Origin of the sequence: Streptomyces sp. Y7, assembly GCF_043195415.1 — a bacterium.
Taxonomy (GTDB): domain Bacteria; phylum Actinomycetota; class Actinomycetes; order Streptomycetales; family Streptomycetaceae; genus Streptomyces.
Genome location: NZ_JBIDDQ010000048.1, coordinates 24,888 through 38,421 on the forward strand (window position 1 = coordinate 24,888; position 13,534 = coordinate 38,421).

Annotated in this window: 11 protein-coding genes; 9 read left to right on the forward strand and 2 right to left on the reverse strand. The window is 71.3% G+C overall.

Annotated elements, in window-relative coordinates; all coding sequences use genetic code 11:
• The first annotated feature begins 265 nt into the window (after positions 1–265).
• The 3 genes from ACGFW6_RS44760 (at position 266) to ilvD (ending at position 3,742) form a co-directional block, all read left to right on the forward strand.
• Positions 266–1,090 carry a sugar phosphate isomerase/epimerase family protein gene (locus tag ACGFW6_RS44760; RefSeq protein WP_393523470.1) on the forward strand — a complete coding sequence of 275 codons (825 nt, stop codon included), beginning with the start codon at positions 266–268 and terminating at the stop codon, positions 1,088–1,090.
• The gene (locus ACGFW6_RS44765) at positions 1,087–1,713 is read left to right on the forward strand and encodes a TetR family transcriptional regulator (protein WP_393523472.1); all 627 of its coding nucleotides are present in this window, start codon (positions 1,087–1,089) and stop codon (positions 1,711–1,713) included. Before ACGFW6_RS44760 ends, ACGFW6_RS44765 begins: the two co-directional genes overlap by 4 nt.
• 175 nt (positions 1,714–1,888) lie before the next feature.
• The gene (ilvD, locus tag ACGFW6_RS44770) at positions 1,889–3,742 is read left to right on the forward strand and encodes a dihydroxy-acid dehydratase (RefSeq protein WP_393523475.1); all 1,854 of its coding nucleotides are present in this window, start codon (positions 1,889–1,891) and stop codon (positions 3,740–3,742) included.
• Positions 3,743–4,103: 361 nt separating this feature from the next.
• On the opposite strand, the gene ACGFW6_RS44775 is transcribed toward ilvD, so the two are convergent.
• Positions 4,104–6,296 carry a serine/threonine-protein kinase gene (locus ACGFW6_RS44775; RefSeq protein ID WP_393523478.1) on the reverse strand — a complete coding sequence of 731 codons (2,193 nt, stop codon included), beginning with the start codon at positions 6,294–6,296 and terminating at the stop codon, positions 4,104–4,106.
• A gap of 182 nt (positions 6,297–6,478) precedes the next feature.
• Between ACGFW6_RS44775 and ACGFW6_RS44780 the strand changes: the two genes are divergently transcribed.
• The 6 genes from ACGFW6_RS44780 (at position 6,479) to proC (ending at position 11,739) form a co-directional block, all read left to right on the forward strand.
• On the forward strand, positions 6,479–6,883 hold the full coding sequence (locus tag ACGFW6_RS44780; protein ID WP_393523480.1) for an SH3 domain-containing protein: 405 nt from the start codon (positions 6,479–6,481) through the stop codon (positions 6,881–6,883).
• 68 nt (positions 6,884–6,951) lie between these two features.
• Positions 6,952–7,455, forward strand: coding sequence for an EamA/RhaT family transporter (locus ACGFW6_RS44785; protein WP_393523483.1), 504 nt, complete (start codon positions 6,952–6,954; stop codon positions 7,453–7,455).
• Positions 7,456–7,997: 542 nt separating this feature from the next.
• Positions 7,998–8,768 (forward strand): class I SAM-dependent methyltransferase, encoded by a 771-nt coding sequence (locus tag ACGFW6_RS44790; RefSeq protein WP_393523485.1) that lies wholly within the window; start codon positions 7,998–8,000, stop codon positions 8,766–8,768.
• Positions 8,769–9,203: 435 nt separating this feature from the next.
• Entirely contained in the window at positions 9,204–10,016 is an 813-nt protein-coding gene (locus tag ACGFW6_RS44795) for an ABC transporter ATP-binding protein (protein ID WP_393523488.1), read from the forward strand.
• The gene (locus tag ACGFW6_RS44800) at positions 10,013–10,801 is read left to right on the forward strand and encodes an ABC transporter permease (protein ID WP_393523490.1); all 789 of its coding nucleotides are present in this window, start codon (positions 10,013–10,015) and stop codon (positions 10,799–10,801) included. Before ACGFW6_RS44795 ends, ACGFW6_RS44800 begins: the two co-directional genes overlap by 4 nt.
• A gap of 122 nt (positions 10,802–10,923) precedes the next feature.
• Positions 10,924–11,739: a pyrroline-5-carboxylate reductase gene (proC, locus tag ACGFW6_RS44805; protein WP_393523492.1), complete on the forward strand. Its 816-nt coding sequence runs from the start codon at positions 10,924–10,926 to the stop codon at positions 11,737–11,739.
• Between the two features lie 42 nt (positions 11,740–11,781).
• Here proC and trpS read toward each other — a convergent pair whose 3' ends face one another.
• Positions 11,782–12,813, reverse strand: a complete 1,032-nt coding sequence (trpS, locus tag ACGFW6_RS44810; protein WP_393523495.1) for a tryptophan--tRNA ligase — start codon at positions 12,811–12,813, stop codon at positions 11,782–11,784.
• Positions 12,814–13,534 lie beyond the last annotated feature (721 nt).

Consider the following 13,534-nt stretch of genomic DNA (forward strand, 5'->3'; position numbering starts at 1 on the left):
GGTGCCTGCGGCGGCCTGTGCGGGTCGGTGGGGGCTTGTGTAGCGCCTGCGGTCGGTGGGTGGTCGGGGTCGTGGGCGACCGCGGGGCGTGCCGCTGCGGGCGGACCCCCCGGCACGACCCCTCGCGTCGTGGGCGACCGCTGGGCGCGCTTACGTGAAGCCCGCCACACCTGCTGCTCGCCGAGCTGGCCGATACCCAGCCCTCCCGGTAGCCGTACGGTCGCCGGTTCCCCCGGCGTGCATGCCGCCCCGTACTCTGTCCCTCGTGGCAGATCCAGTGGTGCGCATCCCGGATGCGAAGGTCGCCCTGTCGACGGCCTCGGTCTATCCGGAGTCGACGGCGACGGCCTTCGAGATCGCCGCGCGCCTCGGTTACGACGGTGTCGAGGTCATGGTGTGGACCGACCCGGTCAGCCAGGACATCGAGGCGCTGCGCCGGCTCAGCGACTACCACCGGATCCCGATCCTCGCCGTCCACGCGCCCTGCCTGCTGATCACCCAGCGCGTCTGGTCGACGGATCCGTGGACCAAGCTCCAGCGCGCCCAGGCCGCCGCCGAGAAGCTCGGGGCGGGCACGGTCGTGGTGCATCCGCCGTTCCGCTGGCAGCGCCAGTACGCCCGGGACTTCGTCGCCGGCATCTGGCGTATGGCGAACGAGACGGACGTGCGGTTCGCCGTCGAGAACATGTACCCCTGGCGCTACCGCGACCGCGAGATGCTCGCCTACGCCCCCGACTGGGACGTCACCAAGGACGACTACCGCCACTTCACGATCGATCTCAGCCATACGGCGACCGCCCGCGCGGACGCCGTGCAGATGATCGACCGGATGGGGGACCGGCTGGGGCACGTGCACCTCGCGGACGGGCGGGGGTCCGCCAAGGACGAGCATCTCGTTCCCGGCCGCGGCAACCAGCCCTGCGCCGAGGTGCTGGAACGTCTCGCCCTGACCGGCTTCGACGGTCACGTCGTCATCGAGGTCAACACCCGCCGCGCGATGTCCAGCGCCGAACGCGAGGCCGACCTCGCCGAGGCCCTCGCCTTCACGCGGCTGCACCTGGCCTCCGCGGTGAAGGTACCCCGGCCATGACCGACACGGCCGACGGGCGGGGCGGGGTGGGTTCGCGACGCCGGGGCCGGCCCCCGCGCGCCGAGTCCGCCGACACCCGCGACCGCATCCTGGACGCCGCCCGCGAGGAGTTCTCCGAGCGCGGCTACGACAAGACCTCGGTGCGGGGCATCGCCAAGGCGGCCGGCGTGGACTCCGCGCTCGTGCACCACTACTTCGGCACCAAGGAACAAGTCTTCGAAGCGGCCGTGGAAGTCGCCCTGGTGCCCGCCCTCGCGGTGCGGGACAAGGTGCTCGAAGCGCCCCTGGAAGACGTCGGCGAGCGCCTGACCCGCTTCCTCTTCGGGCTCTGGGAGAACCCCGTGACCCGCAGGCCGCTGCTCGCGATCGTCCGCTCGGCGGTCAACAACGAGGCGGCCGCCACCGTCTTCCGGCGCATGGTCGCGGCCCAGCTGCTGCGCCGCGTCGCCGGCGAGATCGACGCCCCGGACGCGGAACTGCGCGCCGAGCTGGCGGCCGCGCAGCTGGTCGGGGTCGCGATGATGCGCTACGTCATCAAGATCGAACCGATCGCCTCCGCGGACCCGGAGCAGATCATCGCGCGCGTGGCGCCCGTCGTGCAGCGGCACCTGACCGGCCCGTGACGGCCGGTTCGGCGGTGGCGCGGGCGGGGAGCCGAGGCGTACGGCGCCGGTTTCGCGAGACATTCGTCCCGCATTCCGGACACCTCGTCCCGACCTCTGGATGACGGGCGTACGCTCGTTAGCAGTCAGACGTCTCTGATCGCAGTCCCTGCAGTCCTTGAAGGAGCGAGCGACGATGCCCGAGCTGAGGTCCCGCACAGTCACCCACGGCCGCAACATGGCGGGCGCCCGCGCCCTTATGCGCGCCTCCGGTGTACCCGGTGCGGACATCGGCCGGAAGCCGATCATCGCAGTGGCGAACAGCTTCACCGAGTTCGTGCCCGGTCACACGCACCTCCAGCCCGTCGGCCGGATCGTCAGCGAGGCGATCAGGGAAGCCGGGGGCATCCCGCGTGAGTTCAACACCATCGCCGTCGACGACGGCATCGCGATGGGGCACGGCGGCATGCTCTACTCCCTGCCGTCCCGCGACCTCATCGCCGACAGCGTGGAGTACATGGTCGAGGCGCACTGCGCCGACGCCCTGATCTGCATCTCCAACTGCGACAAGATCACCCCGGGCATGCTGAACGCCGCCCTGCGGCTCAACATCCCCACCGTCTTCGTCTCCGGCGGCCCCATGGAGTCCGGCCGCGCCACGCTGGTCGACGGCACGGTCCGCACCCTCGACCTGGTCGACGCGATCTCCGACGCGGTGAACGACAAGATCTCGGACGAGGACATCCTCCGTATCGAGGAGAACGCCTGTCCGACGTGTGGCTCCTGCTCCGGCATGTTCACCGCCAACTCGATGAACTGCCTGACCGAGGCCATCGGCCTGTCCCTGCCCGGCAACGGCTCGGTGCTCGCCACGCACACGGCCCGCAAGGGCCTGTACGAGGACGCGGCCCGCACGGTCATGGACATCACCCGCCGCTACTACGAGCAGGACGACGACACGGTCCTGCCGCGCAACGTCGCCACCTTCGCGGCCTTCGAGAACGCCATGGCCCTCGACATCGCCATGGGTGGCTCCACCAACACGATCCTGCACCTGCTGGCCGCCGCCCAGGAGGCGGGCGTCCCGTTCGGGCTGGAGCAGATCAACGAGGTCAGCCGCCGGGTGCCGTGCCTGGCGAAGGTCGCGCCGAACGTCGCCAAGGACCGCACGTACTACATGGAGGACGTGCACCGCGCCGGCGGCATCCCGGCCCTGCTCGGCGAGCTGCACCGCGCCGGACTGCTGAACGAGGACGTGCACGCCGTCCACAGCCCGTCCCTGTCGGACTGGCTGAAGACCTGGGACGTGCGCGGCGGGTCCCCCTCGCCGAAGGCCGTCGAACTGTGGCACGCCGCCCCGGGCTGTGTCCGGTCGGCGGAGGCCTTCTCCCAGTCCGAGCGCTGGGAGGCGCTCGACGAGGACGCCGAGGGCGGCTGCATCCGCAGCGCCGAGCACGCGTACTCCAAGGACGGCGGCCTGGCGGTCCTCAAGGGCAACCTCGCCGTCGACGGGTGCGTGGTCAAGACCGCGGGTGTGGACGAGTCGATCTGGACCTTCGAGGGTCCGGCGGTCGTCTGCGAGTCGCAGGAAGAGGCCGTCGAGAAGATCCTCAACAAGCAGGTGACGGACGGCGATGTCGTCGTCATCCGCTACGAGGGCCCCAAGGGCGGCCCCGGCATGCAGGAGATGCTCTACCCGACGTCCTTCCTCAAGGGCCGCGGCCTCGGCAAGACCTGCGCCCTGATCACCGACGGCCGCTTCTCCGGCGGCACCTCCGGCCTCTCCATCGGCCACGCCTCCCCGGAGGCCGCGTCCGGCGGCACGATCGCCCTCGTCGAGGACGGCGACCGCATCCGCATCGACATCCCGAACCGCTCGATCGAGTTGCTCGTCGACGAGGCGGAACTGTCGCGTCGCGAGCAGGCGTTGAACGGGACGTACGCCCCGAAGAACCGTGAGCGCAAGGTGTCGGCGGCCCTGCGCGCCTACGCCGCGATGGCGACCAGCGCGGACAAGGGCGCCGTGCGGGACGTGACGAAGCTGGGCTGACGCCCGTAGCGCGTGTCGCGGGGGCCGTCTCTTCGGAGGCGGCCCCTTCGGCTGCCGCCGGCGGGGGCTTCGAGGACGGCGGGGGCGTCGGGGCGGGGGCCGGGTGGGCAGCGGCTACGGCACGGGCGTCGTCCGGCGGGACGGGCGCGCCGCCCTGTCGCGGGTGGGCAGCGGCTGCGGCTTGGGCGTTGTCCGGCGGGATGGGGGCGCCGCCCTGTCGCGGGTCGGTAGCGGCTGCGGCTTGGGCGTTGTCCGGCGGGATGGGGGCGCCGCCCTGTCGCGGGTCGGTAGCGGCTGCGGCCCGGGCGTCGTTCGGCGGGACGGGGGCGCCGCCCTGCCGCGGGTGCCCGCCGCCCCTCCGTCACCACCGCGACGGATCGCGGGCGTCGACGCCGAAGACGGTGCCGTCGGGGGCGGCGGAGTAGACCCGGCCGCCGGCGAGCAGGGGCTCGGGCAGGTTGGCCGCCACCCGGTCCGAGTCGGCGCCGAGCCGGGGCGGTGTCTGGCCCACGAGCCTGCCGCTGCGAGCATCCACGGCCAGCAGCCGGCCGTCGGGAGCGCTGACGTACACATGCCGACCGTCGACGGCCGGCGACGACGTACGGACCACGGACGTCTCCAGGCTCCACACCTGCTTGCGCGCCTTCATGTCGACGGCGACCAGCGAGCCGCCGTCGCCCACGACGTAGACGACGTCCCCACGGACCGTGCCGCGTGCCTGCTGCACCGGGCGCGGCAGGGGCACGCGCTGCGATGTCCGGTCGGCGGGGGAGTAGCGGATCAGGGCCCTCGTGTCGCTGTAGATCCCGTTGACGGAGAACAGGAACACCGACCCGTCCGACGTCCCCGCGAGTTCCAGAGTTCCCTCCAGCCGGGCGTCCCAGCGCACCTCACCCGTGGCCGGGTCCACCGCCGTGACCCGGGTGCTCGAACCGTCCGCGGACGCGGTCGCCGTGTACGCCAGCGGATCCCTGGCGAAGGAGACGAAGTACGGCTCCTGGTGCCCCGGCAGCGAACGGCTCCACCGCTTCTCGCCCGAGGCCCCGTCGACGCCGGTGACCGTGCCGTCGGCACCGGTGAGCAGCAGCATGCCGCCGGCGGCCGACGGTTCGCTGTACGCGGGCCCGTTCCGCCGCCAGGCCGACGTGCCGGTGGCGAGGTCGAACGCCTCCAGCCGGCCGTCCGCCGGTACCGACGCCGGGTGCACGAGGCCGCCCGCGACGACCGGCGCCGCGCTCACGGGCGACGGGGCGACGGGATGGCGCCACAGCAGCCGGCCGTTTCCGGGGTCGAGCGCGAAGACGAGCCCGCTCTGCGCGCACAGCACCTTCCCGGCCCCGTAGGCACACTGGGGCATGCCCTTCCCGGGCGCCGGCGTCGCCGTCCACGCCTCGAAGGCGGCCGGCGTGGTCCGCGCGTCCCCGCCCTTCGGCGCCGGTTCGTCACCGCCGAGAAGCTGCACCGAGGCGAGCGCGGCGAGCGCGGCGAGTCCGACGACCCCGGCGCCGAGGGCCGGCAGCCGACGGCGCCGGGTTCCCCCGGACGGCCCTTCGGACTTCTTGCCGGCCCCCGGCCGACCCGACCGCGCCCCGGCGTCCGATCCCGCCGCTCCCGGCTCCGGTTCCGACTCCGGCTCCGGTTCCGACTCCGGCTCCGCGGGGGACTTCGACTTGTGCGGCCCGTCCGTGGCCCGCTGCGCCGGTATGAACGCCTGCGTGTCGTACGACGCCGCCACCGACCGCAGCTCGCGCATCAACTCGTCCGGCGTCGGCCGGTCCTCGGGCTCCTTGGCGAGACAACGCAGCACCAGCGGCGCGAGATTCGACGGCAGGCCGGTCAGGTCCGGCTCGTCATGGACGACCTGGTAGGCGACGACATACGGGCTGTCCGAGTCGAACGGCCCCCGTCCGGTCGCCGCGTGCACCAGCACCGACCCGAGCGCGAAGATGTCGGCGGCCGGACCGACCTCCCGGGGCCGCCGGAACTGCTCCGGCGCCATGAACGGCGGCGTGCCGATCAACTTGCCCGTCTCGGTCCGCAGTTCGCTGTCCTTTGGCCGAGAGATGCCGAAGTCGATGACCTTCGGCCCGTCCTCGGCGAGCAGCACGTTGCTCGGCTTCAGATCCCGGTGCACCACGCCGACGCGGTGTATGTCACGCAGCGCCTCGGCCAGCCCCGCCATCAGCCGACGCAGCTGCGCCGGCTCCATCGGGCCATTCCGCTTCACATGATCGGAGAGGGTCGGGCCGGGGATGAACAGGGTGGCCATCCAGGGCCGTTCGGCCTCCGGATCGGCATCCACGACCGGCGCCGTGAAGGCTCCGCTGACCTTGCGGGCGGCCCCCACCTCCTGCCGGAAACGCCCTCTGAACTCGGGATCCTTGGCGAATTCGGCATGCACGACCTTCACCGCGAGCTGCATGCCCGAGGTGCTCCGCGCCAGATGTACGACGCCCATGCCACCGGAGCCCAGACGTTCCTCCAGGCGGTAGTGACCGGCGTACTCGGGAAGTTCCGCTTCCGCGCCAGCTCCGGCGTTCTGCTGTGGCGCCATGGGAACACCCCCGTGCTGTTCGTCCGCGCGCGCGACGCACGGAGCCTAGTCGATGACTCGTACGAGACAGAGGCGGCTTGCTAGCCTCCGTGTTCCCAACACGCACATGTGTGCGTGGCGTGATTTAGGGGAATCAACGGGACCCCATGGCAGTCATGGGGATCAACGGGGGAGGAACGATCATGTCCGCAGATCGCGTCGAAGAGGCCGAAAGAGCCGAGGATGCCGGGGGCGCCACGGCAGAGGCCGTAGCGACGATGGCGGCCACGGCCGACGCCGTAGCGACGATGGCGGCCACGGCCGACGACGTAGAGACGATGGCTGCCACGGCCGACGCCGTGCGCTACTACTCGGTCGCGCCGGGCGTCCGCCTGAACGTCCGCCGGGGCCCCGGCACCGGCTACAGCATCGTCCGCGTCCTGCCCGAGGGCGCCCGGATCCCGATCTACTGCCAGACGCCGGGCACCAACGTGTCCGGTCCGTACGGCACGTCGAACATCTGGGACAACATCGACGACGGCCAGTACGTCGCGGACGCCTACGTCCAGACGGGCAGCGACGGTTACGTCCGTCCGCGCTGCTCCTGAGCCAGGCGGGTCCCGGTACGCCGGGCCCCGTACGGAGCCCGCGGCCCCACCGGAGCCATAATCGACTCGTGAGCGAGAAGAACGGCACCCCGGCCCACCCCGCGGGCTCCTCGGGCCCCCGCCCCGAGCCCCTGCGCTTCTTCGGCACGACCTGGCTCGAACACGACAACGGCTACACCGCCCGCCGTATCGGGGTCGCCGCCGGGTCCCTCCTGGCCGCGGCCGTCTCCTGCCTGGTGCTCCGCTTCGCCTACGAGGGCATTGCGATCGCCGGCCCCGGCAGTTTCGTGACCGTCCTGGTCGTCGCCATGTTCGCGATCTGCAGCGCGCTCGCCTTCCGCCACACCTGGGAGGCCTTCACCAAACGCCCCGACCCCGACCGGCACGCGTCCCTGCGGGGCCTGCTCACCATCGGTTTCGTCGGCTCCCTCCTCGCCTACTTCTTCCGCTCCCTCATCGAGGCCCCCGGCGAGAAGCTCCACCGCGAGGAATACGAGACGGCCCGCAAGCAACACGAATCCCGCACGACCCGCCGCACCGGCAACCCGTCGAAGAAGCGCCGCCGCAACTAGAGGCCGCGTTCGGGTGGAGTGCGGTGCACGACGCCCCGACGAGGACGGCGGGGACGACGGCGTCCGGATGAGGACGGCGGGGGCGGCGAGGACGACGGCGCCCGGCCGAGGACGGCTAGGGCAGCGGGGGCGGTGGCGTCCGGATGAGGGCGGCGGGAGTGGCGTCCCGATGAGGACGGTTGTGGCGAGGTGCGCTGTGGGTGGTCGCGCCTGGTGGTGATGCCCGGCCGCGGCTCGTGGCTGGTGGCCGTCCTGGAGGTTGGGCTCGTTCCCCAGCGGGGGTGTGCGGCGTGCGGCACGGATAGCCGGGCGTGCCGCAGGTGGGGGGGGGGGGGACAGTCGTGCGGGCGTGCCGCACAGACGGCCGCCGGGCCGCGGTACCCGTACTTGGCCGACGGCGAATCCGCCACCGAACCCACCGCCACCGAACCCACCGAGCCACGGCCACCGAACCCACCGCCACCGAACCCACCGACCTGCCCAGCCGAACCACCCCCGTGAAACTCGGTGCACACCGCACCAACCAGGGTCACCATGGCCGTATGACCGCGCCCTCCCACTCCGACCGCGCAAGTTCCTTCAACGCTGCCGCAGCCCAGTACGCCGAGAACCGCCCCTCCTACCCGCCCGCCCTTTTCGACGCGATCGAGGAACTCGCCGGCCGCCCTCTCGCCGGCGCGCGCGTCATCGACGTCGGCGCGGGCACCGGCATCGCCACCGCCCTCCTCCAGCAGCGCGGCGCCGACGTACTGGCCGTGGAACCCGGCGACGGCATGGCCGCCCAGTTCCGGCACGCCCACCCGGACATACCGATCGTCCGCGGCAACGGCAACAACCTCCCCCTGGCCACCGCCTCCGCCGACTTCCTCACCTACGCCCAGGCCTGGCACTGGACCGACCCCACCCACTCGGTGCCGGAGGCCCTGAGGGTGCTGCGCCCCGGCGGTGCGCTGGCCCTGTGGTGGAACACCACCCCGCTCGACATCGCCTGGCACGCCGCACAGGCGCAACGCATCGAACGCAGCTTCGGCCTCCATCCCGTCGTCGAACAGAACGGCAGCGGCGCCCGAGCCGCCCTCGGCGACCCGACCGGCAAGCTCGACTTCATCCGCCGCAAGGTCCGCTGGAGCCGGCGCGTCCCCGTGGACACCCACCTGGCCAACATCGGCAGCCACTCGATCTTCCTGGTCCACGGCACCGAGGCGAGCACCGCCTTCCTCGCCGAGGAAAGGCAGTTCCTCCTCAACGCCTTCCCCGACGGAATCATCGAAGAGACCTACGACGTCGACCTCCTCGTAGCCACCACCCCCTGACGCGGCTCCACCACCCCGCCCGCCCTACGCCCCGAACCGGCGAGGGCGGGCGAAGTCGTACCCGGGCCCGCCCGCCCGGGGCCGCCCCGCCCGGACGCTCGCCCGGACGACCGCCTGCGGGGGCAGGGGTGGCAGCACCGGCGCCGGTGGGGCGGTGGCCCGCCCGCCCGGGCCCGCCCGGCACCTGCCATCTGACACTCGCCTACCGCCTACCGCCTACCGCCTACCGCCTACCGCCTACCGCCTACCGCCTCCCCGCCTACCGCCTACCGCCTCCCCGCCTACCGCCTGCCCTCCCGGCACCAGCACCAGCACCAGCACCGGGCACCCGGCACTTCGCGACCTCGCACGTCTCAGGGCGCACCTCGGCACGCCCCCTCCCCGAGCCCACCTCGACGCTTGACGCCGCAGCCCCGTCGGAGCATTATTCATCGCATGATGAATTATTCGCCGGCCGACGCGGTCCGCTCGGACCCTCCCGACAGCCCTGCCATCCGAGCCGAGGCCCTCAACGTCGTACGCGGCCCGCGCCACGTGCTCCGCGACCTCACCTTCACCGTCCCGCGCGGCCAGATCACCGGCCTGCTCGGCCCCTCCGGCTGCGGCAAGACCACCCTCATGCGATCGATCGTCGGCACCCAGGCCAAGGTCACCGGCACGCTCGACGTGCTCGGCCGCACCGCCGGCCACCCGACCCTGCGCACCCGCATCGGTTACGTCACCCAAGCCCCCTCCGTCTACGACGACCTGACGATCCGCCAGAACCTCGACTACTTCGCGGCGATCCTCGACCCCGGCCACACCGCCGCCGACCGGCGCCACGAGAACGTCACCCGCGCCATCGCCGACGTCGACCTCACCAGCCACGCCGACTCCCTGGCCGGCAACCTCTCCGGCGGCCAGCGCAGCCGCGTCTCCCTCGCCGTCGCCCTCCTCGGCACCCCCGAACTCCTCGTCCTGGACGAACCCACGGTCGGCCTGGACCCGGTCCTGCGCCGGGACCTGTGGAACCTCTTCCACGACATCGCCGCCTCCCGCGGCGCCACCCTCCTCATCTCCTCCCACGTCATGGACGAGGCCGAGCGCTGCCACCGCCTCCTCCTCATGCGCGAGGGCGAGATCCTCGCCGACGACACCCCCGAAGCCCTCCGCACCCGTACGGGATCCGAGACCGTCGAGGCGGCGTTCCTGCACCTGGTCGACGAGGCGGTCGCGGCTGCCGCCCGCGCGAAGGAGACCACGCGATGACCACGACGACGAGCACCACGACACCCCGGCCCGTCCCCACCGGCGCGCTGAACCTCGCCCGCACCACCGCCACCGCGGCCCGGGTCCTGCGCCAGCTCCGCCACGACCCGCGCACCATCGCGCTGATGGTCCTCGTGCCCTGCGTGATGCTGTTCCTGCTGCGCTACGTCTTCGACGGCAGCCCGCGCACCTTCGACAACATCGGCGCCTCCCTCCTCGGGATCTTCCCGCTGATCACGATGTTCCTGGTCACCTCCATCGCCACCCTGCGCGAACGCACCTCGGGCACCCTCGAACGCCTCCTCGCCATGCCCCTCGGCAAGGGCGACCTGATCGCCGGCTACGCCCTCGCCTTCGGCACGCTCGCGATCATCCAGTCCGCCCTGGCGACCGGACTCGCCCTCTGGTTCCTCGGCCTGGACGTCACCGGCAGCCCCTGGCTGCTCCTGCTCGTGGCCCTGCTCGACGCCTTGCTCGGCACCGCACTCGGCCTCTTCGTCTCGGCCTTCGCGGCCTCCGAATTCCAGGCCGTCCAGTTCATGCCGGCCGTGATCTTCCCCCAGCTCCTCCTCTGCGGCCTGTTCACCCCCCGCGACAACATGCACCCCGCCCTCGAAGCCATCTCCAACGTCCTCCCCATGTCCTATGCGGTCGACGGCATGAACGAAGTGCTCAAGCACACCGACATGACCGCCAACTTCGTCCGCGACGCCCTGATCGTGGCGGGCTGCGCCCTACTGGTCCTGGGCCTGGGAGCGGCGACCCTGCGACGCAGGACGGCATGACCCCCGAGGGGCCCGGCCCGGCGTCGCCCGGACCGTCCGCCCACCGGACACGTCACCTCCGAAGGCGGCGCCCGGTGCGAGGATGAATCCGGACGACGCAACCCCCGGAGGACACCCCAGCCATGACTCAGAAAGTCGCAGTCCTCGGCACCGGCAAGATCGGCGAAGCCCTGCTCAGCGGAATGATCCGCGGTGGCTGGGCCCCGGCCGACCTCCTGGTGACGGCCCGCCGCGCGGAACGAGCCGAAGAACTCCGCGCCCGCCACGGAGTCACCCCGGTCTCCAACGCGGAAGCCGCCAAGACCGCCGACACCCTGATCCTCACCGTCAAGCCGCAGGACATGGGCACCCTCCTCGACGAGCTCGCCCCGCACATCCCGACTGACCGCCTGGTCATCAGCGGCGCGGCCGGCATCCCCACCTCCTTCTTCGAGTCCCGCCTCGCCGCCGGCACCCCGGTCGTCCGCGTGATGACGAACACCCCCGCCCTCGTCGACGAGGCCATGTCCGTCATCTCCGCAGGCAGCCACGCCAGCGAGGCCGACCTCGCCCACACGGAGGAGATCTTCGGCTCCGTGGGCAAGACGCTCCGCGTCCCCGAATCCCAGCAGGACGCCTGCACCGCCCTCTCCGGCTCCGGCCCGGCGTACTTCTTCTACCTGGTCGAAGCCATGACGGACGCCGGCATCCTCCTCGGACTGCCCAGGGACAAGGCGCACGACCTGATCGTCCAGTCCGCGATCGGTGCGGCGACGATGCTCCGCGACAGCGGCGAACACCCCGTCAAGCTCCGCGAGAACGTCACGTCCCCTGCCGGCACCACCATCAACGCCATCCGCGAACTCGAGAACCACGGCGTACGCGCCGCCCTCATCGCCGCCCTCGAAGCCGCCCGCGACCGCAGCCGCGAGCTGGCCTCCGGCAGCAGCAACAAGTGACGCCCGGCCGCCCCCCCCGCTCAGGGGGCGGCCCAGCGCGCCCTACACGGTCACCCCGATATCCGCCGTCGCGGTCGAAGCCGCCGGCAGCAGTCCGATCGCCCGATACGCGGCATCCACGGTCGGCCGAGCCATCGCCCGAGCCCGCTCCGCACCATCCCGCAGCACCCCCTCCACATAACCAGGATCCGCGCACAGCTCCCTGTGCCTGTCCTGTACGGGCTTGAGGACCTCGACCACGGCCTCCGCGGTGTCCTTCTTCAAGGCTCCGTACGATTCATATACACCGCTCAGCTCCGATGGGTTCCCACCCGTGCACGCCGCGAGGATCTCCAGCAGGTTCGCCAGTCCCGGTCGAGCGTCCCGGTCGTACACGACCTCCCGCCCGCTGTCGGTCACGGCCCTCATGACCTTCTTCCGCACCACGTCCGGCTCATCGAGCAGATAGACGATCCCGGGCCCGGAGTCATCGCTCTTGCCCATCTTCGACGCCGGGTCCTGCAGGTTCATGACCCGGGCCGCGACCTGCGGCGACGTGGCCCGAGGCACCACGAACGTATGTGCGTACCGCTGGTTGAACCGCGCCGCCAGATCCCGCGCGAGCTCCACATGCTGCGTCTGGTCGTCCCCGACCGGCACCTCATCGGTCCCGTACGCCAGGATGTCCGCCGCCATCAGCACGGGATACGTCAACAGCGACAGCCGCACACTCCCGCCCCGCACCCGCTCCCGCGCGGCCTTCTCCTTGTACTGGATCATGCGCCGCATCTCGCCGTCCGTGGCCACGCACTCCAGCACGTACGACAGCCGCGCGTGCTCATCCACATGACTCTGTACGAAGACCGTGCACCGCTCCGGATCCAGCCCTGACGCCAACAACAACGTCGCCGCCTGCCGACTGAGCCTGCGCACCCGCGCGGGATCGTGGTCCACGGTCAGCGCGTGCAGATCGACGATGCAGAACACCGCGTCGGACTGGTGCTGATCGACGGTCGCCCACCGTCGCATGGCCCCCAGGTAGTTCCCCAGCGTCAGATGCCCGGTCGGCTTGACCCCACTGAAGACCCGCGTCATCTCTTCTCCTCCTGGTCGAGACCGCCGTCCCCGGCCGGCCGACCCCCTGGAGGGAGAAACGAAAACGGCCGCCGAGGCGGCGGCCGTTGAGTGCGTACGTGAGCGCGGCCGCCGTCAGGCGGCCCACCACAGCTGGGTACACGTACGCGTCGTCATGCCGTCAGACTACGCCCCCGGGGTGCCACAGGGAGTGAAGTTGACACGCCCAGACCCGGTCCGTACTGTTCTCCGAGTTGTCCGACGTGAGCGCCGACCCCGGTCGGTCCCCGGACAGCCACTCCGCAAGTACCAACCACCACTCGACGACAGTCGATCTGTCTGCCGTCGTTTCATTGGCCTGCGTATTTACGGAATGAGGAATCCGCGTTCGACAGAACACAGCCCCGATTAGCTCGGGAGCGAGGAATCCGCTAAAGTCTCACTCGTCGGAACGGCCCAACGGCCGGGAAGAAAAGCCCCGCTGACTGGGAGTCAGGCCCGAAAGGATCTGATAAAGTCGGAACCGCCGGAAAGGGAAACGCGAGAGCGGGAACCTGGAAAGCACCGAGGAAATCGGATCGGAAAGATCTGATAGAGTCGGAAACGCAAGACCGGAGGGAAAAGCCCGGAGGAAAGCCCGAGAGGGTGAGTACAAAGGAAGCGTCCGTTCCTTGAGAACTCAACAGCGTGCCAAAAATCAACGCCAGATATGTTGATACCCCGTCTCCAGCATCTGCTGGGG